A 20445-nucleotide genomic window follows, 5' to 3' on the forward strand; every position below is an offset into this window, starting at 1 on the left:
GCGCGCAATCGGCATTAAAGATCCCGAAAAATCTTCCGTCGAATCAATGGCTTCCCCGGCAATCTCCGCGGAGTGTGGGGTTCCGCACATCGTCAGGGGCGGCCCCTCCCTATATTCATCATCAGGAGAGCGAGCAATCCGGTGGGCCGAGCCCCTCCCGAGGATGAAAATCCTCCAGGACCGAGAGCCCCCACCGAAAACGGGAAGAAGACAATGACCAGCGAATCACACGAGACGCACACACGGATCACAGTCGAGCACTTCATCGCCGGCCTGGCCGTGTGGGGCGTGCTGATGGTGGTCTACGCCATCGTTTAGTCCGAAGAGCCGCCCGGGCGCCGACCCCAAGCCAAGACGCGCCCGGGCACCTCTTCGAAATTTCAATCCGAAAGCTTCAGCGCCGGCAGGAAATGCCGGCGCTTCGCTTTTGGCACCTGGCGCCAGGTCGTTTTCGGAACAACCGCGATCTGAACGAACGAGCGGGGCCAGACCCGGGGCAGGTCAGCATCGCATCCGCTGGACTGAAGTCCATCAGACCAGGCCCACCGCAACGAGACGTCCCGCTTTCGTCGAAGCGACCCGCAGATCGTGCCGGCTGGCGCGAGCAGCGGCCACGGGCTTCTTCAAAACCTCCGGCTTCCTGCCTCGGGGCGCACATCACTTTCTGCGCGCAATCGGCATTAAAGATCCCGAAAAATCTTCCGCCGAATCAATGGCTTCCCCGGCAATCTCCGCGGAGTGTGGGGTTCCGCACACCGGCTCGGGCGGCCGCTGCCTATATTCATAGTCAGGACAGCGAGCCATCCGGTGGGCCGCGCCCCCCGAGGAGAGAAATCCTCGCAGGCCAGGGCCCCCGCCGAAACGGGAAGAAGACAATGACCAGCGAAACATACGAGACGAGCACACGGACCACAGTCGAGCAGTTCATCGCCGGTTTCGCGGTGTGGGGCGTGCTGATGGTGGTCTACGCCATCGTTTAGTCCGAAGAGCCGCCCCGGGCGCCGACCCCAAGCCAAGACGCGCCCGGGCACTTCTCTCAGACTTTCATTCCGACAGCTTCAGCGCCGGCATCTTTGCCGGCGCTTCGCTTTTGGGGTCCGGCGCCGGCCCCCCGTGCCGGCGCAGTGCTTTCGGGGTCCGGCCGGCCTCGCACGCAGGTCTGATACAGGGTCGCAAGCCGGTCCCGGACTCGCGTGATCCGGGCAGCGGCGGTTTGCCCGGTTCGCAGGCATGGCGGCTCATGATATCGTCGCTGCATCGAGGGGAACCGCCATGAAAACGCCTGCAGTTTTCATCGCCCTGACCGCTTTGGCTGTCTCGCTCGGCGCAAACCACGCGCCTGCTGCCGAAAGCGTTCTCGACGCGGTGCGCGCGCGGGGCTACGTCAAGTGCTCGATCGGCAACCGGCTGGTGGGCGATACCCGCATCGGCCCGGAAGGCTACGAGGGCTTCTTTCCGGAATTCTGCAGAGTGGTTGCGCTCGCGGTTTTCGGCGACAGGACAACCGTCGAAATGTCGCCGACCTTGATCCGCGTCGGATTGCAGAGCGTCGCCGAAGGCGACGCCGATATCTACGTCTCGAACGTGACCTGGACCTTCTCCCGGGATCTCTCGCTCGGGCTGACGCCGGCGGCCGTGTTGTATTACGACGGCCAGGGCTTCATGTCTCATCGCGGCGCCGTCGATGGGGCCTTGAGCGAGCTCACAGACGCGTCGGTCTGCGTGTCCCGGGCGACGACGACCATCGGCAACCTGAACGACTTCATCGCGCGGCACGGTCTCGCTTGGGAGGTCCTGCCGTTCGAGTCATCGCAGGGGCGCAACGATGCCTTCTTTTCCCGCCACTGCGATCTGCTGACGACCGACCGCTTCGCGCTGGCGACGATGCGTTCTTCGGCCTTCGACAACCCGGACAGCTATGTCCTGCATGACGAGATCATCTCGAAAGAGCCCCTGGTCGCCTATGTGTCGACCCGTGACATGACCTGGGCGAATATCGTGCGCTGGGCGATCTTCGCCACCGTCGTGGCGGAGGAGAAGGGCATCACCCGGACCAACTACAAGGATCACCTGGACAGTCCCGACCCGGAAGTCCGCCGGCTTCTCGGCGTGGACGAGGTGGAGGGCACCGCCGCGGCGGGCCTGGCGCCGGACTGGGCCCGGCAGGTCATCGCCGGGGCCGGGAATTACGGCGAGATATTCGACCGCTATCTCGGGGCAGGCAGCCAGATGAAGATCGATCGCGGGCTCAACCGGCTGTGGCGCGACGGAGGCCTGATCTACGCACCGCCGTTCCGATAGGCCGGGCCGGTGGAAGATCCGGTAAGAGTGCCGATCAAAATGCGTCAGCGGATCTCCACCCTGCTGTTCGCCATCCTGACCGGCATCGTCGTGGTCTTCGCGCTGGGCCTGATTCTGATCGGCCTCCGGCTCTTCGAGATTCAACGGGAACTCGACCGCCTGCGCGAGGAATCCCTGCCGCGGCTGGTCAAGCTCGCCCAGCTCTCGCAGGACGCCTCGGCCACCAGCTCCATCGCGCCGGCGCTCAGCATGAACCCGACGCGCTCGGAGTTCGATACGCTGCTGGCGCGCATCCGCGACAAGGAGAGCTCGCAGCGGGCGCTGATCGAGGAGCTGGACAGGCTCTTCACCCGGCCGGAGCGCGTCGAGGCCCTGCGGCGGAGCGCCGATCTGCTCATCTCCAACCTGGCGGGCCTGACCGCTGCGGTGGACAATCAGATTGCCGTCGGGAGGCGCCTCGAAGCGCAGGGCGAGAAGTTCACGCAGATCCTCAATTCCCTGCGTGACGGCGACAACGCCAAGGACGCGGAAACCGCGGCCCTGGCGACCCAGGCGATCTCGCAGGTCAGCGCCCTGCTGCTGGACGTGAACCGGGCCCGCTTCGCGCGCAACCGGCGTGAGGTGGAGGCCGGCATTGAAGCCCTGACGCGGCGGCTGGAGGCGCTTCCGGCGGACGCCATGACCGACCCCTCCGGGCCTGCGGCAGCGGCGCGCGCGATCACCGAGCTGTGGCAGGCATCGCGTCAGAAGATCCTGGAAGAGAAATCCGCCCAGCTGTCGAACGCCTTTCAGATCAAAGCGCTGGCCGAAGAGAACTCGCTGATCGCCAACCGGCTGCTCAGCAGTGCCAGCAACGAGTTCTGGCGTGCGGGCTCGGAGCTGGAGGCCCAGGTCCGGCTGGTCAACGAGACCACCAGGATCACGCTCTTCGTTATCCTGGGTATCGTCATCGTGCTGGGCGCAGGCGCCCTCCTGGTTTGGGAAGTCCTGCGGAAGCGGGTGTTCCGGCGGCTCGACAGGATGCGGCAGTCTCTCCTGCACTATGCCGAAGACCGGCAGCACGGACTTTCCGATCCCTACCCCGACGAAATCGGCGAGATCGCCGGTGCGATGGCGCACTACATGGGCGTCATCGATCAGCGCGAAGCCGAACTGGCGGAGAAGACAACGGCGCTCGAACGCCTGTCCAAGCAGTTGGCGAAATACCTTTCGCCCCAAGTCTACGATTCCATCTTTGCCGGCCGCCAGGAAGTCAAGGTCGCCAGCAGCCGCAAAAAGCTGACCGTCTTCTTTTCCGATATCGTGGGCTTCACCGAGACGGCGGACCGGCTGGAATCCGAGGAGCTGACGCAGCTCCTGAACCACTACCTCACCGAGATGTCGCGAATCGCGCTGAAGCATGGCGCCACCATCGACAAGTATATCGGCGACGCCATCCTGGCCTTCTTCGGAGACCCCGAGACGCGCGGCGTCCGGGAGGATGCCCTGGCGTGCCTGCAAATGGCGATCGATATGAGGCGGCGGATGCGGGAGCTTCACGACCTGTGGCGCGAGGCCGGGATCGAGAACCCCCTGCAGGTCCGCATGGGCATCCATACGGGCTACTGCACCGTCGGCAACTTCGGCAGCGAGGACCGGCTGGATTACACGATCATCGGCGGCGCGGTGAATATCGCCTCGCGACTCCAGACCCTGGCGGCGCCGGGCGAACTACTGATCTCCTACGAAACCTTCGCGCATGTGAATGCGCAGATCGCCTGCGAGGAGCGCGGCGAGGTCGAAGTCAAGGGCATTGCCTATCCCGTCGCGACCTACTCCGTACTCGATTCGCAAGACGGGCCGGAAGGCGCCCGGCGCGGCGTCCACGAGATGCACAGCCATCTCCGGCTGGACATAGATTTGGCGGCGATGACCGCCGCGGATCGCGAGGCCGCCCGGAAAAGCCTGACCCAGGCGTTGCGGCTTCTCGACAGCCAACCCGAGAGCGGGCGGCGATCGGAAGCCGAAGACGGCAGCGCGGAGGATTGACGTCCCGGCGCGGCGTCCCGGCGGGGGCTCAGCGCATCACGAAGGGGTTGCCGGGGGCCTCGTCGGAGGTGTTGATCCAAACCGACTTGGTCTCGAGATACTCGCGGATCGCCTCGATCCCGCTTTCGCGTCCCAGCCCGGAATGCTTCATGCCGCCAAACGGCATCATGTAGCTGATCGCCCGGTAGGTGTTGACCCAGACCGTGCCGGCCTTCAGCGCCTTCACCATGCGGTGGGCCCGGCCGATGTCCTTGGTCCAGACACCGGCGGCGAGACCGTAGATGACGTCGTTGCCGAGGCGGATGGCCTCTTCCTCGTCGTCGAACCCGATGATCGACAGCACCGGCCCGAAGACCTCCTCCTGCGCGATCCGCATGTCGTTGGTCACGTCGGTGAAGATCGTCGGCTGGACGAATTGCGGGCCCGCATCCGATGGCCCGCCGCCGGCGATCAGCCGCGCGCCTTCGCCCTTGGCGATCTCGATATAGTCGAGGATCTTGCGGTACTGCGGCGGCGTCGTCACCGGCCCGATGTTGGTGTCGGGCTGCATCGGGTCGCCGATCCTCGCGGTCTGCGCCATGGCGACAAGGCGCTCGGTCACTTCCTCCTTGATCGAGTTCTGGACCAGGAGCCGCGATCCGGCAATGCAGGTCTGCCCTGTGGCGGCGAAGATTCCGGACACCGCCCCGGCGGCGGCGGCGTCGAGATTGGCGTCGGCGAAGATGATGTTCGGCGATTTGCCGCCGAGCTCCAGGCTCACCCGCTTCATGGTCCTGGCCGCCGCCTCATAGATCCTCTTCCCCGTCGCGTCCGATCCGGTGAAGGTGATCTTGGAGACGTCGGGATGCTCGACCAGGGCCGCGCCGGCCTCCTGGCCCAGCCCGGTCACCACGTTGAAGACCCCGTCCGGCAGCCCCGCCTCGCGCGTCAGCGCGGCGAACTCCAGCGTCGAGGCCGAGGTGAATTCCGATGGCTTGACCACCACCGAACAGCCCGCGGCCAGGGCCGGCGCGCATTTCCAGGCGATGAACATCAGCGGCGAGTTCCAGGCCGTCAGGGCGCCGACGACGCCCACCGGCTCGTGATCGGTGAAGGCGAAATGGTCGGGCTTGTCGATCGGCACGACCCCGCCCTCGATCTTGTCGGCGAGGCCCGCGAAGTAATACCACCACTCCGGATGATAGCGCAGCTGCCCCAGCATCTCGGTCATCAGCTTGCCGTTGTCGCGCACCTCGATTTCGGCCAGCCGCTCGGCGTTCTCGGCCACCAGGTCGCCGATCCGGCGCATGACCTTGCCGCGCGCCGAAGCGGACATCCCGGCCCAGGGCCCGGTCGTCATGGCGCGCTTGGCGGCGGCTACCGCCCGGTCCACATCCTCGGCGCTGCCGCGGGGAATGCGCGCCCAGACCTCGTTGCGGTAGGGGTCGACGCTGTCCAGCCAGGCCCCCCCGGCCGGATCGACGTAGTCCCCGTCGATGTAATGGCGATAAAGGGTCGCCTCCTGGTCCGCCGCCGCCACACCCGTCGCCGTCATGATTTCCTCCCCGTCAAGGCGCCGTTTTCGCCGTGGGCCTCGATGGTGCCGAGGCTCCCGTAAAACGACCGTTTCTCTGCCTCAAATCCGAACACCCGGAGCGGAGGAGGTCAAGAAGTAGCTCATCCCCCCTTTTCTCCGCCCCAAGCGGAGGCAGATCGCTCCGGCGGGGTCGATTGCCTAAGAAGGCGTACCTGGGCATTTCTCTCAAACATTCACTCCGGCAGCTTCAGCACCGGCGACTGACTTCCGGGTTTTCACCGGCAGCGGACGTCACCGACGCCAGCGTCCAGGTCGCTGAGTGACCCGGTGCGGAAACTCTCTAACAAATCTGCCGGTAAAGCGGTCGATTGTCCGAGTGCTGAATGCGGACCAGCGAACCGGAGTTCCCGGCCCGGCAGAATCCTGTGAACTGCTGTACCTTCGGCTAACCCATAGCTATGAGCTTCTTATATCCTGCAACAGGGCGCGCAGCTCGCTGACGCGCACGGGTTTCGATACCACGCCCACCATTTCCAAGGCATGTGCCTCGCCCAGAAGCTGGGCGGCCTCGAGCATCTTTGGGTTGAAGCCGCTCATCAGCAGAATGCGCGCGCGACATTGCTCCGCCGCCAGAAAATGCAGCAGCTCGATGCCGTCGATTCCAGGCATCACCAGGTCGAGGATAACGACATCGGGGCGGATTTCGCGATAGAGCGCGCCGAAGTCGTCCGCTCGTGATGTGAAGTGCATTCGGTAGCCAAGATCCTCGGCGATGCGCCGCACGAAAGCGCCGATTTCCGGTTCGTCGTCACACATCAGGAGCTGGCGTTCTGTCATGCTAAATCGTCCTCGGCTTCGATTACCTCCCGCAGCTTTAGCGCCAAGTCTCTCTTTCGGTATGGTTTGCTCAACAGGTGACCTTTCAAGCCGAAGGCCGATCCGTTCTCGATTGCGATCTCTGCATAGCCGGATGTGAAGAGCACCTTCAGGCCAGGGCGCAGCACGCGGGCCTTTTCTGCGAGCTCCGGTCCCGACATGCCTCCGGGCATCACCACGTCGGTGAACAAAAGGTCGATTGTCTCGTCGGCTTCGAGGCAATTCAGGGCCTCTTGGCCACCGGACGCCTCGGTGACGATGTAGCCGAGCCCGGCCAAGTTGTTGACTGCCACCTTGCGCACCTGCTCGCTGTCCTCGACCACGAGAACCTTGATGCCGGTCGCTCTTACCGCGGGTTCCGCCGGCTCGGGAGTGTCGGACGGGGATGCCGACGCATCGGCGCGGGGCAGGTAGAGGCGCACTGTCGTACCGTGCCCCAGTTCGCTGTAGATCTTCACATGGCCGCCGGACTGCTTGGCGAAGCCATAGACCATGCTGAGCCCGAGGCCGGTCCCCTGTCCGGCAGCCTTGGTCGTGAAGAAGGGGTCGAAAACCCGTTCCACGACGTCCGGATCTATTCCCGTGCCGCTGTCGGAGACAGCCAGCATCACGTAGCTGCCCGGCTCCACGCCCGGATTGACGGCCGCATAGTCTTCGTCGAGCATCTTGTTGGCCGTCTCCATGCAAAGACATCCGCCGTTCGGCATGGCGTCGCGCGCGTTTATGGCCAGATTGGCCAGGGCCGACTCGATCTGCGCCCGATCGGCAAGTACGGGGTGAAGGTCCGGCGAGAACTTCGTTTCGATTTCCACCTGCTCGCCCAGCGTGCGGCGCAGCAGCGCCAGGGTCTCCTCGACCAGCCTGTTCATGTCGAAGGCCTTGGGCTCGAGCGGCTGACGGCGCGCGAAGGCGAGGAGTTGGCGGGTGAGCGTGGCGCCCCGCAGGGCGGCATCAAGCGCCGTGCGGGCAAGATTGGCGGCTTCCTCCGGCTTGTCGAGGCTCTCGGTCACCAGGTCGAGGTTCCCGATCACAATGGTGAGTAGATTGTTGAAGTCGTGTGCCAGGCCGCCGGTAAGCTGTCCCACCGCCTCCATCCGCTGCGACTGGCGCAGCTGCGCCTCCATGGCCCGGCGCTCGCTGACGTCACGGATCACGGTCATGAAGGTCGAACTGCCGGCCTCCGCGAATTTCGAGATGGCCGCCTCGGCGGGGAACTCTCTGCCGTCCTTGCACTTGCCGACGATGTCGATGCGCTCGTTCATGCGGCGCGTCGCCCCCTGTGCAGCGGCGATATCGGCCATGTGGCCTCGATGGGCGTCGAGGTAGCGCGCGGGCACCAGGAGGTCGAGCGGCTGGCCGAAGACTTCCTCGCTGGCGTAGCCGAAGAGCGTCTCGGCCGCACGGTTGTAGATGGTGATGCGAAAGCTCTCGTCCGTGGCCACGATGGCATCCGGTGCCATGGCGAGCACCTCGCGGAAGCGCCTTTCTGCGGCCTCCCGCTCGGCTCTGTCGCGCCTCTGCTCGCGGCGAGCCGCGACGTCACGCAGCTCACGCTCGACCGCCGGCACCAGCCGCTTTATGCGATCCTTCACGATGTAGTCGTGGGCGCCGGCCCGCATTGCCGCCACCGCCATCTCCTCGGTAAGCGTGCCGGACACGAAGATAAAGGGAATGTCGAGGCCGCGCTCATGTAGCAGCCGCAGCGCGTCGGCGCCGCTAAATCCCGGCATCGTGTAGTCGCAGAGGATGACGTCCCAGGCCTGACCGTCGAGCGCGGCGGTGAACTCCGCCGCCGAGGCGACGCGCCGGCTCTGCGGGTTGTAGCCACCTCGCTTGAGCTCCCAGATCAGCAGATCGGCATCATCCTGCGAATCCTCAACAAGGAGAACGCTTATGTCCCTACCCATGCGCCCGCCTTCGTGGTTCTATCCCGACGTCCGCTGCGGAACCTCGTTCAGCAGCAGCCAGTAGAGGCCGAGTTGACGGGCCGCCTCGAGGAACTCGTCGAAGTTGACCGGCTTGCGCACGTAGCTGTTGGCGCCAAGCCGGTATCCCTCCACGAGGTCCTGATCCTCGCGCGAGGAGGTAAGGATCACCACCGGCAGGAACTTCGTCCGCTCAGCGCCGCGGATCCGGCGCAGGACTTCCAGGCCGTCGATCTTCGGCAGCTTGAGATCGAGCAGCACGAGCTGCGGCAATATCGAGACATCGCGGCCCTCATAGGCGCCTTGCGCGAAGAGATAATCCAGCGCCTCAGCGCCGTCGCGGGTCACCACGACCTCGTTCTTGATGTTGTTCTTGGCGAAGGCGCGCAAGGTGAGCGCTTCGTCGTCCGCATTGTCCTCCACCAACAGAATTGTCTTTTCCGACATGCGCGTTGCTCCGCTACAGGGTGAAGTAGAAGGTCGCGCCCCTGTCGACCTCTCCGGTGGCCCAGATGCGGCCGCCGTGCTTGTGGATGATGCGCTGCACCGTGGCGAGGCCGATTCCAGTGCCCGGGAAGCTCTGCGCGTCGTGCAGGCGCTGGAAAGCGCGGAAGAGCTGATCGGCATGGGCAATGTCGAAACCGGCGCCGTTGTCCCGGATGAAAAAGGCATCTGCTCCGTCGTGCCGGCAGCGACCAATCTCGATGCGGGTCGGCACCCGCCCGGCGGTGAACTTCCAGGCGTTGCCCATCAAATTCTCCAGGACGATCTGCAGCAGACGCGCATCGCCGTGCGCCAGGAGGGCGGGTGCGATGGCGAAGTCCGCCTGGCGGTTCGGCTCGGTTTCCCGCAGATTCTGGGCAATGCGCTCAGCCAGGGCGCTGAGGTCGACGTCCTGCATGTGGGTGTCGGCGCGGGTGACGCGGGAGAGCATGATGAGGTCGTCGATCAACCCTCCCATGCGCTGGGCTGCCCGCCGGACCCGGTTGAGATAATCCCGGCCGGTATTGTCGAGCGCGTCGGCGCAATCTTCCATCAGCGCCTGGCTGAAGCCGTCGATGGCGCGCAGCGGCGCCCGCAAGTCGTGGGAAACCGAATAACTGAAAGACTCGAGCTCGCGATTGACGGCGGCCAACTCCCTGTTGTCGCGCGTTAGCTGCTCGTTCAGCTTCTGCACTTCGCGCTCAATCCTGTCGCGCTCTGTAACGTCGCGGATGGCCGCAATGACGAGCATGCCCTTGGCGGTCTCCAGCGGGCTGAGGCTGATCGCCACCGGAAACTCGCTGCCGTCCGCGCGCCTGCCGTGCAGGTCCAGTCCTTCGCCCATGGAACGGACATGCGGCTCATCGACGTAGCCGGTGCGATGGAAGACGTGGCGTTCGCGAAAGCGCTCGGGCACGAGAACCTCGACCTTCTGGCCGATCAACTGGTCGCGCGAATAGCCGAACAGACGCTCGGTCTGCGCGTTCACCAGCTCAATATGCCCCTCGGTGTCGGCGATCGCGATGGCATCCGGCGCCGCCTCGAGCAGTGCCCGGAAGCGCGTCTCGCGGTCGCGCAGCGCCTTTTCCGCCTCTTTGGTATGCGTCACGTCGCGGATAGCGGCGATAATGAGAGCGCCGTCACTCGTCTCCGCGGGGCTGAGGCTGATGGCGATCGGGAATTCGCTGCCGTCGGCCCTGCGTCCGGAAAGCTCGAGGCCTTCACCCATCGGACGCACGCGCGGCGCGGCGATGAAAGTGTCGCGGTAGTTGACGTGGCGCTTGCGCAGGGATTGCGGCACCAGGACTTCGACGGGCTCGCCGATGAGGTTCGCCCGCGGATACCCGAAGAGACGCTCCGTCTGAGCGTTCACCAGAACGATGCGGCCGGCGACGTCGGCGATCACCACGGCATCGGGCGCGGACTCCAGCAAGGCACGGAAGTACGCCTCCCGACTCGGTGCCTGGGTCATGAAGCCTGGCTCTCAGCAAGCGCAGCAGGGCGGCGGACGACCCCTGCCCACAGAAAGGACCGGCTTCCGCGTAGGCGCGGAGCAGCCGAAAGTGAAATCGTCCAATGCCGCGGCGCCGGAAAAGCCATCGGACTGCCGCGCGGTCTTTGGTCGTCGAACATACACACTCCAGGTCGGTTACCCAGCAACTCCGACTTGGCGTCGTCACCCTATGTTTTCACAGCTCCCACCGGCAGCAACCTCTTGGAGAGGCAGGGTCAATTTTACTATTTTTGGAGGAATTCATCCCTGCTCGTCAATCATTTTTCTGATCAAAGCTGACGCTATCGCTAGTTGGCCGATGGTCCGCGCCAAGAGGGCCACGGGCAGCCTGAAGCGCGCTACTGCTTCGCCGAACGGACGGCTGGCACGGCAGCGCCGGCCTCGGCACGCTGGAGCGCATGGAGAGCTGTGTAATCGCTGTGGCAGATGCCGGAACAGCCGGGCACGACCGGCAAGCGCCGACTGCTGCACACCCTCGCGGCAGCACGGGATTGCTGGCCCGGGGGGTGCCATGGCGAGACGAAGCAGGCGCTGACAGCCGCCAAGCCGGTAGTAATAGAAAGGCTTGCACACCAGTAGATTGTGGGGCGGCAGGGTCGTAGACTGGGAAGTGAGGGGCAGTTCTCCTGAGTGAGGAATCCAAGGAGAAAGCCGGTGATGGATAGGCCAACGGATGGCAAGAACGCGCAGCGGCGAAACGGATCCGGCCGACGGGGGCGCCCACGGCAAGGTGACCGGCAGTCCGACTTCGGATATGCCAGGATTCTCATTGTCGACGACAATGAGCCCCTTATCGGTTTGTTGAGGCGCTACTCCGAGAAGCTAGATGCTGCGGATGTTTTCGAGGCTCACGACGGCGAGCAGGCCCTCGAGATCCTCGACTCCAATGCGATTGACTGCGTGCTCTGCGATCTCGAGATGCCGGGGATGGATGGCATCGAGTTCCTCCGTCACCTCGCAGAGCGGGAGGCGTCGCCAACCGTTGTCCTGCTGAGCGGGCACGACATGAGTATCCTGAGCACCGCGGTCCGCTTGGGCCGGGCGCATGGGCTGCGGATTGTCGGCTCCCTTTCCAAGCCATTCACGTTTGCGGCGCTGAGGGAATTGCTGGCCCAGTCGGCTCCCGCTTCCAACAGCGGTCCACGCCTCAGTTTTCAGCCGCTCACGCCCGACGCCCTGCACTATGGCCTGGATAACGATGCGGTCGAACTGGCGTTCCAGCCAAAGGTGTCGATCGGCGCCAACGAAGTAACGGGCGTGGAAACTCTGTTGCGATGGCGGGATCGCAGCGGAGACCTAGTCAACCCGGCGTCGGTGGTTCCTGTCGCGGAACAGCACAATCTCATGAATAAGCTGACCGAGATTGTTGTCAGGAAGGCTCTCGCGCAGCATGGCAATTGGCTGGCCGATGGTCACAACTTCAGCCTTGCCATCAACGTCTCTCTTCTCGATCTCTACCAGTATGACTTTCCCGAGTTCGTTCTGGATACCGCTTCAAGCGCCGGCGTTCCGCCTTCTTTGATCACCCTGGAAGTCACCGAGACCCAGATTATGGCCGATATCGCACGACCCCTGGAGACCCTGAGCCGCCTGCGATTGAAGGGCGTCGCCCTGGCGATCGACGATTTTGGAACCGGGGCCTCGGTGTTGCAGCAGCTGAAGCGCATTCCTTTCACAGAACTGAAGATAGACCGGGAATTCGTCTCAGGCGCGCCGGAAGACAAGGCGACGCGTACGATGCAGGCGTCGATCATCAGGCTTGCCAAAAACCTCAAACTGGGAATCGTCGCCGAGGGGGTTGAAACCGAAAGCGAACTGCGCCTTGTTGCCGCGCGGAGAGTCGATGCCGTCCAAGGGTACTACATCGTGCGGCCAATGCCGGCAGCTGATCTTCCTGGCTGGATAGCCGATACAAAGAGCGCCAAAGGAAGAGTTTTAGGCGGCGAATGAAAGAGCTGCTTCTGGCACGACCCGGAGCTAGAGAGGAGGGCAGAGCATGTCGGCTCTGCTCCAGGAATCAGACGTCGACCTGCTCGGCAATGGTGAGGGCGTCATCAACCTCCACACCTAGCTAGCGGACGGTGCCCTCAATTTTGGCATGACCAAGCAGGAGCTGGACGGCCCGGAGATTGCCCGTGCGCCGGTAGATCAAGGTCGCCTTGGTCCTTCTGAGGGAATGTGTGCCAAAGAGGGCCGGCTCCAGCCCGATCTCTGCGAGCCAGTGATCCAACAGGCGCGCATATTGGCGGGTATTCATGGGCTGGCCGCGACGCCCGGGAAACAGCCAAAGCCCGGGTTTCCTCTTGGTCGAAGCCAGATAGGCATCTACTGCGTCTCGGGTCTGCTCTGTGATCTCAAACCGAACCGGCCTGCCGGTCTTCCTCTGCTGGACGGTGGCTCGTTGGGCGGCGTAGCCGTGAGGTGCCACGTCCTCGACGCGGAGCCGGACCAGGTCGTAGGCGCGGAGCTTGCTGTCTGCAGCGAGGTTGAAGAGGGCCAGGTCACGGACACGGCCGTCCAGTTGCAGACGCGTGCGGATCGACCAGACGTGTTTCGGCTGGAGCAGCGGCTTTGGGCCTATGAGCTTGCCCTTGTTCCAGGGGCTGGTCGGCGCGCTTGTTGCACCTGAATCATTGAGTTCAGTCATGGTTGCCTCCTTCTCTTGAAGTGCGAAAGGATGACGTCGCGCTGACTGCCGAGGCTCGAGAAGTCGGCTTTCAAGTCATTTCAGACATCTCGGGGATAGGTCGTGATAGACCAATGTCACAACCTGACCCGCAGGCGACCTTCGTTGCATTGACCTGCGCCCGATCAGTGGCCCGATTGCCGTGAGAGAGTCCGGACGTTTTCAGGGTATGGAGGTTTTAAGGTATTGGCCACGATTGCAGCCGGCGCCGGCGGCCTGTGGCCGAGTGGTCTGTGCGGCACGGCGTCGAAGGCCCATCGAGGAGTTGAGTTATCGAAGCGCAAAATCTATGGTTAGTGTTGTAACTTTGCCGATTGAGGCGCGCTGCAAAACCAACATAGGTATCTGCCATGCTTTATGTCTTAATCGGAGTTCTGATTATTTGCGTCGTCGGCGCAATTTGCTTTTGGGCTATCGAGAAGTTCGTCAATGATGGCCGTCTGAGAAATCTTCTCAAATTGCTCGTGGTGCTGGTCTGTTTGGGGGCGATCCTTCAGCGGGTGCTGCCACTGCTGGGAATCCATTGGTTTTAGCTTTGTAACAGTCTCGACGTCGAGCGTCAGCGTTTTCCGGCCTTGATCAGCAACACGGGCTAGCTACGTGTTCCTGTCGGCTGTCGAACCACCGCCGGCCGCCGATTGAGTGCGAGTGCCGGAAACTCCAACTTCTGGCGATCCAAAGAATTGGGTTGGATTATACCCCCTTAGCCAAGTCCGGTTGTTGAGTTAGACGATTGAGGCAGCCGGGTGATTGTGCGGGAAGGGATAGACGGACGCTGAGGAAGCTCAATCTCATGGATCGCTCCGACTGCCGGTATCGGCACGAAGCGGACCCCGAATGTTGCGTTTCTAAACGTCCGCTGCTGACCCAAAGGAGACTTTTGGACATTGAGCCTCGGTTCTGCGGCCTGGCGGGGGGCAGGCAGGAACGTTGGACTGGGTGGGGTCCTTTCTTCAGATCAAGCCGCGGTTTCCAGAAGGGGAGGCAGGGTCTCAGTGGCGGCGTGGAATAAAGCGCGGAGTCAATCGTCGTAGCGGGTAAGGCAAGAAGTCCAAGCCCGCTTCACAATCGGCGGGGAGGAGAAAGCTCATGTCCATGCCCGATCCATTCAATCCGGGGCCACTATCCGATGATTATAGGCACCAGTATCGCCATGATGCCGAGCTGCCGGCTGGCGATAAGGCGCCACTTTGGGTGCTGCTCGGCATTCTCGGCGCAATCGGCGTATTCTTCATCGTTGTCACGCTATAGGGTTTCCTCCCGCACCACGCGCTAGCTTTGCTGGTATTCATTGACATTCTCGTTGATGGGGCCGGCGGCCTGGAGGAAGCCGGTTATTCAGCGCACAAGGAATAGCCACCCGGCGCCCTTGAGCGCTGCGGCCACCACCTGCACTTCGAGGTTTGCCGTGAGGGCCGGGCGGTCGGCCTGCTTGCTTTTCCGTCACTGGCGCATAGCGGCTGAACGCACGTCATGGGTTGTCCGACACAGCTGAGACAAAGGGTGCACCGCGTGGCCACCACCCGCCGCGGGGCAGAGTTGTCGCCAAGTGGACTGGGGTGCCCGCTTCTGATGCGGAGGAGTTGTCAGGCAAGGGGCGCATTGCGCCCCATGTGGTTTCCGCTACGCCTGATAACCGATTGGAATGATTAAGAGGGAATGAGAGGCCTGGAGTAGAAACTGAATTCTCATAACCGCATGATTTAGACTGTAGATTATCGAACATTCGGCTCTTCCGTGTCTGATTACGGCGGGAGGTTGGGAGTTCGAACCTTCCCGAGCGCGCCAAACTCCCTGACAGTCGAAAAGATAACAGGGTAGAAGAGTCTTCACTTTCCATTTTCTCCAGAACCGCAGGGCCCGTGAAACGCGACAAGGGCGGATTACGTGCGCCGCTACGATCGGGAAGCATTCGACTACGCCCTTGTGTTATCGGATGGCAATCTGTTGACAGTCCTTGATGCCGCGGTGAGCGCACTAGACTATGCTCCGGGCGCGATTGACGATGGAACGGAATGCCTGACTTCGTTGAGGATCTGCTGCAACGCATGAGTCTGGCCGATAAGGTCGGGCAGCTTAATCATCCGCAGGCGCAGGGCAATGTGACCACGGGCGCCGGTGGCGCTGTGGCCGATATCGAAAGCCGGATTCGTCGCGGGGAGGTCGGCAGCCTCGCCGGCGGCGGCGACCTTGCCTACCTCTGCGAACTGCAACGAATCGCAGTCGAGGAGTCGCCCCTGGGGATACCGCTGCTGTTCACTTTCGACGTGATCCACGGCCATCGCACGGTGTTTCCGCTACCGCTGGCTCTCGCCTGTAGTTGGGATCCGGCGCTGGTGCGTCGTACCGCGCGCCTTTCCGCCGCGGAGGCCGCGGCCGAGGGTATATCGCTGGCTTGGGCCCCGATGCTGGATGTCTCCCGCGACGCCCGCTGGGGCCGCTGCGCCGAGAGCCCGGGTGAAGACCCTCTGCTCGCCGCCGCTTTCGCCCGGGCCATGGTCGAAGGCTACCAAGAGAGTGACCTGTCCCGGCCGGGCAGCGTCATGGCGACGGCCAAGCACTTTGCCGGTTACGGCCTTTCGGAGGCCGGGCGCGACTACAATGCCGTGGACGCCAGTTCCTATCGCCTGCACAACATTGTGTTGCCACCGTTCAAGGCGGCCGTCGATGCCGGCGTCGGCGCCGTCATGGTCGGTTTCCACGACCTTGCCGGCATCCCCTGCACCGCGCACCGCGAGCTGTTGCGCGAGCTGCTGCGGGACCTCTGGGGCTTCGACGGACTGATCGTTTCCGACTACACGGCGATCCTGGAACTGATGCACCACGGCGTGGCCGCGGACGAAAAAGAGGCGGCCTGCCTCGCCTTCGCGGCCGGCGTCGATATCGACCTGATGAGCGGCCTCTATCTGCGCTTCCTGCCCGAACTGCTGGCCGAAGGCCGCATCGCCGAGCCGGAGATCGACGCGGCCTGCCGGCGCGTGCTGCGGGCCAAGCAGCGGCTCGGCCTCTTCGACTACCCTTTCCAGCGTCTCGAAGAAGGGCAGTCCCATGCCGCGGGCCTGCCCGCCGAGAGCCGCCGCCTGGCGCGTGACGCCGCGGCCAAGGCCTGCGTCCTGCTGAAGAATGACGGCGTCCTGCCGCTGGCTCGGGATGGCCGCACCCTTGCCGTGATCGGCCCGCTGGCCGAGGACCGCTCGAACCTGCAGGGGACCTGGGCGCCGGCCGCGCGGCCGGAGGACAGCATTACCCTGCTGGAAGGCCTGCAAGCCGTGGCGGGCGAAGGTTGCCGCATTCTTCACGCGCCCGGCGCGAACATCGTCGATGACCCGGACTTGGCCGCGCGCCTCAATGTGTTCGGGGAGACCGTCACGATCGACTCCCGGCCGCCGGCCGACCTCATCGCAGAAGCCGTCGCCATCGCCGCGGGTGCCGACGTGGTGATCGCCTGCGTCGGTGAAGCGAAGGAGCATTCCGGAGAATCGTCGACGCGCAGCGAACTGGGCCTGCCCGGCAGCCAGCGAGAATTGCTGCGGGCGCTGCAGGGGACCGGCAAGCCGCTGGTGGTGGTGACCATGAGCGGGCGGCCCCTGGCGCTGGAGTGGGAGGACCGGCACGCCAACGCGATCCTGCATGCCTGGTTCGGCGGCAGCGAGGCCGGCAACGGCATTGCCGATGTCCTCTTCGGCGACGTCAACCCTTCGGGCAAGCTCGCCATGAGCTTCCCTCGCAGTGTCGGGCAGTGCCCGCTCAGCTATGCCGAGGCGCCGACGGGCCGGCCCATCGACAAGATCGGCATCGATGTCGCCGGCGACAGCGAGGTCAATAAAGAGGGGGGGCACGTCTTCCGGAAGTTCACCACGGCCTGCCGGCTGGAAGGTCCGCACACGCCGCTCTATCATTTCGGCCACGGTCTCGGATACAGCCCCTTCGAGTACGGCCCGCTGGAGCTGGACAAGACCAAGTTGCGCGGTGCGCGTGATGTGCTGACGGCGACCGTCATGCTGCGCAATGGCGGGTCCTTCGCCGGCGAGGAGATCGTTCAGCTCTATATCGGGGATCCCGTCGCCAGCCGGTCGCGCCCTGTGCGCGAACTAAAGGGCTTCCAGAGAATCTCGCTCCAGCCGGGGGAGGTTCAGCGTGTGCGCTTCGAGATCACCGTCGCCGAGCTGCGCTTCTTCCGCGCCGAGCGCCTGGGTGCGCCTGAATCCCTATGGGAGCCGGGAAGATTCGTTGTCGAGGTCGGGCCGAGCTCGCAGACTCATTGCGCCGGGACCATCGAGTGGCAGGCGGAGGCATGAGCAACGCGGCCGATCCGGCGATCCGGCGAGGCTTGCCTGATGACGAACTGCTCGACATCGTCCAGCAGCAGACTCTGCGGTACTTCTGGGATTTCGCGCATCCGGTCAGCGGCATGGCGCGCGAGCGCAGCAACAGCGTGCGAGTTTACGACTATGACTATCTGGAAACAGTCGCCACCGGCGGCACCGGCTTCGGGATCATGGCGCTGCTGGCGGGAGCCGAGCGCGGAATTCTGCCGCGCCCTGAAGTGCTGGACCGTATCCAGGGCATCGTCGGCTTCCTCGATCGCGCCGAAAGCCATCACGGCGTGTTCTCGCATTTCCTGCACGGCGGCAGCGGCGCGATCGTGCCATTTGCCCCGAGGGACGACGGTCCCGACCTCGTCGAGACGTCGTTCCTCATCGTGGGGTTGCTCTGCGCGCGGCAGTACTTCGCCGGGCCGGCGCCGCGGGAGAGGCGGCTGCGCGAAGGGGTCGACCGGCTGTGGCAGGCCGTTGACTGGGGCTGGCACACCCGCGGCGGCCGCGACGTCCTCTACTGGCACTGGAGCCCGCGTCACGGCTGGGCGATGGATCATGCAATCCGCGGCTGGAACGAGTGTCTCATTACCTACGTCCTGGCCGCGGCCTCGCCGACCCACCCGGTCGCGCCCTCGGCCTATCACAACGGCTGGACCGACAGTCCGGAGTTCCGCAACGGCCGCAGCTACTACGGCATCGAACTGCCCCTGGGGCCGCCCGCCGGCGGGCCCCTGTTCTTCTCCCAATATTCCTTCCTCGGGCTCGACCCGCGCGGCCTGCGTGACCGCTATGCCGACTACTGGGCCCAGAACGTCGCCCACACACGGATCAACCGCGCGCACTGCATCGCCAATCCGAAGGGCCACGACGGCTACGGCCCGGATTGCTGGGGACTCACCGCCTGCGACGGCGATGCCGGCTACAGCGCCTTCTCTCCGCAGAACGACCACGGCGTCATCGCGCCCACGGCGGCTCTGTCGGCCATGCCCTACACGCCGCAGGAGTCCATGGCGGCGCTGCGGCATTTCTACGAGGACCTGGGAGAGGAGATCTGGGGGCGGCATGGTTTCGTCGACTCTTTCAACCGCACGCGGGGGTGGGTCGCCGACGGCAACATCGGCATCGATCAGGGGCCGATCGTGGTGATGATCGAGAACCACCGTTCCGGGCTGTTCTGGGAGCTTTTCATGAGCTGCCCCGAAGTCCGCGCGGGGCTCAGCCGCCTGGGCTTCGAGAGCCCGCGGCTGGAAGGGTCGGAGACCTAGCTTCCTTCGCCTTGTCGCGCAGCCGAGCGGCGCCGAGAAATGCCGCGTAGCTCCAGGTCAGGTGCCGCGCCGAGGTCTGACTGCCCGTCTCCCGGTCGACCTGTTCGGAGAGCTCGCCATCTTCGGGAGTGAGGTGCCGTACAGTCGCCATGAAGGCATCGCCGCGATCCAGCAACGCCGCCCGGTCCTGGCCGGGACATAGAGCCAGGCGGTAGTTCAGCGCCGCCGCGGCAAGCGTCGTCGGGTACCAGGCGCCGCCGCCGAAGTAGCGGTCGGCGCGTGACCGGCCGAGAGCCGGCGCCCGTCCCGGGGGAAGGTCGTGGTTGATCGGGAAGTCTCGTGCGAAAAGCTGCTCGAGGGCGGCCTGGGTTGCTTGAACTCTCGGGTCCTGCACGCTGTGCGGGCCGCCCGGCAGGTCGGCATCGAGCACGGCCAGCAGCTGTGCGGCGTCGACGAGATCCTCGGCCGACTCGCCGGGCGCATCCCGGATTGCGGCGTAGACGCTGCAGCGGGACGACCAGTGCTGCGCGAGTCCGGCGCGGAGGCGGTCCTCGGCGGCTTCCCATTCCTCCGCCGCATCACCCGCCCGGTCACCGCCGTGCACCAGCGCGGCGAGCTGTACCAGCGCCACGTAGTAGTGGTGGGCCTGTTGCCCAAACTCCTCCCAGGGGCCGATGCAAGGGAGGTCGGCGTGGCGCAGGGTGAAGCGCAGGTCGATGTCCAGCAGGCGCCGCAGATCCGCGTCAGGCTGCGCGCCGGCCGCCAGGTAGGTCAGGCAGGCCAGGGCCCGCAGCGCCGGGCCGTCGTACTGCGGCCGTGACCAGCGGAGGACGTCGAGCGTGCCGTCCGCATTGAATCGCGGCTCTCCCAGCAGGCTGTCCCCCGAGAGCCGGCGGATCTCGGCGTCGGGGCGCAGGTGCTTCTTCCAGTCCCGCTGTGTCGCCTGGCGATGATGGCTCGCGGCCAGGAAGGCGCCGCCGTCCAGGCTGCAGAGCTGCAGGCTGAACCGCACGAAGTTCTCGAAGTGCCGGCGCCAGCGATCGCGTTCGCTGCCGCTTGTCGCGGCCGCCATCAGGTCGGCGACCGTGCGCATGACGATGGCCGAATCGCGTACCCAGTGAAAGAAGTAGTCGGGCTCAGGATCCCAGTCCGCGATGACCGGCGAGGCCAGCACCGATCCCGGCGCCGGCACCACCACTTGGCCGAAGACGCGGCGCCGCCGGATCAGCCCGGTTGCGGAGATCGCGCGCTCCATGGCGGCGGCGCTGATGTGCGCCTGTTTTTCGACCCAGGCTTCCAGATCGGCACTGTAATCCATGGTTGAACTATCAGTCGGGAAAGTTAAGGAAAATGGTTATCGGGCTTTCTTAACAACGGTGGGCTGCAGGTCGGTGCAGGCCAGTCGCAGGCAGGTCCTGGCGGCCCGCTGACATTCATCTTACTCCCTGAAAGATCGGAGATTTTTGTGAGTCCGGTCACAGAGCACGGAGAAAGTTTAGCGCTGACTAACGACGGCCAAAATGGCGACACAAT

At 64.4% G+C, this 20445-nt stretch carries 13 protein-coding genes; 6 read left to right on the forward strand and 7 right to left on the reverse strand.

What is annotated here, in order from left to right; translation table 11 throughout:
* The first annotated feature begins 1272 nt into the window (after window positions 1-1272).
* Window positions 1273-2301 (forward strand): type 2 periplasmic-binding domain-containing protein, encoded by a 1029-nt coding sequence (locus H7X47_RS14630; RefSeq protein ID WP_193369453.1) that lies wholly within the window; start codon window positions 1273-1275, stop codon window positions 2299-2301.
* Window positions 2302-2340: 39 nt separating this feature from the next.
* Complete coding sequence (locus H7X47_RS14635) at window positions 2341-4329, forward strand: adenylate/guanylate cyclase domain-containing protein (RefSeq protein ID WP_193369454.1); 1989 nt, start codon at window positions 2341-2343, stop codon at window positions 4327-4329.
* Window positions 4330-4357: 28 nt separating this feature from the next.
* On the opposite strand, the gene H7X47_RS14640 is transcribed toward H7X47_RS14635, so the two are convergent.
* From H7X47_RS14640 to H7X47_RS14660, 5 genes are all read right to left on the reverse strand, one after another.
* Window positions 4358-5863, reverse strand: coding sequence for an aldehyde dehydrogenase (locus H7X47_RS14640; RefSeq protein ID WP_193369455.1), 1506 nt, complete (start codon window positions 5861-5863; stop codon window positions 4358-4360).
* Between the two features lie 438 nt (window positions 5864-6301).
* Window positions 6302-6682, reverse strand: coding sequence for a response regulator (locus H7X47_RS14645; protein ID WP_193369456.1), 381 nt, complete (start codon window positions 6680-6682; stop codon window positions 6302-6304).
* Entirely contained in the window at window positions 6679-8628 is a 1950-nt protein-coding gene (locus tag H7X47_RS14650; RefSeq protein WP_193369457.1) for a hybrid sensor histidine kinase/response regulator, read from the reverse strand. The genes H7X47_RS14645 and H7X47_RS14650 overlap by 4 nt, the downstream gene beginning before the upstream one ends.
* Before the next feature lie 18 nt (window positions 8629-8646).
* On the reverse strand, window positions 8647-9093 hold the full coding sequence (locus H7X47_RS14655) for a response regulator (protein WP_193369458.1): 447 nt from the start codon (window positions 9091-9093) through the stop codon (window positions 8647-8649).
* Between the two features lie 13 nt (window positions 9094-9106).
* Window positions 9107-10600 carry a sensor histidine kinase gene (locus tag H7X47_RS14660; RefSeq protein ID WP_193369459.1) on the reverse strand — a complete coding sequence of 498 codons (1494 nt, stop codon included), beginning with the start codon at window positions 10598-10600 and terminating at the stop codon, window positions 9107-9109.
* Window positions 10601-11299: 699 nt separating this feature from the next.
* Between H7X47_RS14660 and H7X47_RS14665 the strand changes: the two genes are divergently transcribed.
* Entirely contained in the window at window positions 11300-12592 is a 1293-nt protein-coding gene (locus H7X47_RS14665; protein WP_193369460.1) for an EAL domain-containing response regulator, read from the forward strand.
* A gap of 121 nt (window positions 12593-12713) precedes the next feature.
* On the opposite strand, the gene H7X47_RS14670 is transcribed toward H7X47_RS14665, so the two are convergent.
* Window positions 12714-13289, reverse strand: a complete 576-nt coding sequence (locus H7X47_RS14670) for a tyrosine-type recombinase/integrase (protein WP_193369461.1) — start codon at window positions 13287-13289, stop codon at window positions 12714-12716.
* A 1128-nt stretch (window positions 13290-14417) separates the two neighbouring features.
* Here H7X47_RS14670 and H7X47_RS14675 point away from each other — a divergent pair.
* The 3 genes from H7X47_RS14675 (at window position 14418) to H7X47_RS14685 (ending at window position 18912) form a co-directional block, all read left to right on the forward strand.
* Complete coding sequence (locus tag H7X47_RS14675) at window positions 14418-14579, forward strand: hypothetical protein (protein WP_193369462.1); 162 nt, start codon at window positions 14418-14420, stop codon at window positions 14577-14579.
* Between the two features lie 764 nt (window positions 14580-15343).
* Window positions 15344-17626 (forward strand): beta-glucosidase BglX, encoded by a 2283-nt coding sequence (gene bglX, locus H7X47_RS14680; RefSeq protein WP_193369463.1) that lies wholly within the window; start codon window positions 15344-15346, stop codon window positions 17624-17626.
* Entirely contained in the window at window positions 17623-18912 is a 1290-nt protein-coding gene (locus H7X47_RS14685) for a glucoamylase family protein (protein ID WP_193369464.1), read from the forward strand. Before bglX ends, H7X47_RS14685 begins: the two co-directional genes overlap by 4 nt.
* Here the strand turns inward: H7X47_RS14685 and H7X47_RS14690 are convergent.
* A complete protein-coding gene (locus tag H7X47_RS14690; protein WP_193369465.1) occupies window positions 18863-20230 on the reverse strand; it encodes a glycoside hydrolase family 15 protein in 1368 nt (455 codons plus the stop codon). The genes H7X47_RS14685 and H7X47_RS14690 overlap by 50 nt on opposite strands.
* Between the last annotated feature and the right edge of the window lie 215 nt (window positions 20231-20445).

Source organism: Pelagibius marinus (assembly GCF_014925385.1).
GTDB classification, from domain to species: Bacteria; Pseudomonadota; Alphaproteobacteria; order Kiloniellales; family Kiloniellaceae; genus Pelagibius; species Pelagibius marinus.

Coding starts and splice junctions, on each gene's coding strand:
- H7X47_RS14630 (WP_193369453.1), top strand. CDS start 1,273: ATGAAAACGCCTGCAGTTTTCATCGCCCTGACCGCTTTGGCTGTCTCG.
- H7X47_RS14635 (WP_193369454.1), top strand. CDS start 2,341: ATGCGTCAGCGGATCTCCACCCTGCTGTTCGCCATCCTGACCGGCATC.
- H7X47_RS14640 (WP_193369455.1), bottom strand. CDS start 5,863: ATGACGGCGACGGGTGTGGCGGCGGCGGACCAGGAGGCGACCCTTTAT.
- H7X47_RS14645 (WP_193369456.1), bottom strand. CDS start 6,682: ATGACAGAACGCCAGCTCCTGATGTGTGACGACGAACCGGAAATCGGC.
- H7X47_RS14650 (WP_193369457.1), bottom strand. CDS start 8,628: ATGGGTAGGGACATAAGCGTTCTCCTTGTTGAGGATTCGCAGGATGAT.
- H7X47_RS14655 (WP_193369458.1), bottom strand. CDS start 9,093: ATGTCGGAAAAGACAATTCTGTTGGTGGAGGACAATGCGGACGACGAA.
- H7X47_RS14660 (WP_193369459.1), bottom strand. CDS start 10,600: ATGACCCAGGCACCGAGTCGGGAGGCGTACTTCCGTGCCTTGCTGGAG.
- H7X47_RS14665 (WP_193369460.1), top strand. CDS start 11,300: ATGGATAGGCCAACGGATGGCAAGAACGCGCAGCGGCGAAACGGATCC.
- H7X47_RS14670 (WP_193369461.1), bottom strand. CDS start 13,289: ATGACTGAACTCAATGATTCAGGTGCAACAAGCGCGCCGACCAGCCCC.
- H7X47_RS14675 (WP_193369462.1), top strand. CDS start 14,418: ATGTCCATGCCCGATCCATTCAATCCGGGGCCACTATCCGATGATTAT.
- bglX (WP_193369463.1), top strand. CDS start 15,344: ATGCCTGACTTCGTTGAGGATCTGCTGCAACGCATGAGTCTGGCCGAT.
- H7X47_RS14685 (WP_193369464.1), top strand. CDS start 17,623: ATGAGCAACGCGGCCGATCCGGCGATCCGGCGAGGCTTGCCTGATGAC.
- H7X47_RS14690 (WP_193369465.1), bottom strand. CDS start 20,230: ATGGATTACAGTGCCGATCTGGAAGCCTGGGTCGAAAAACAGGCGCAC.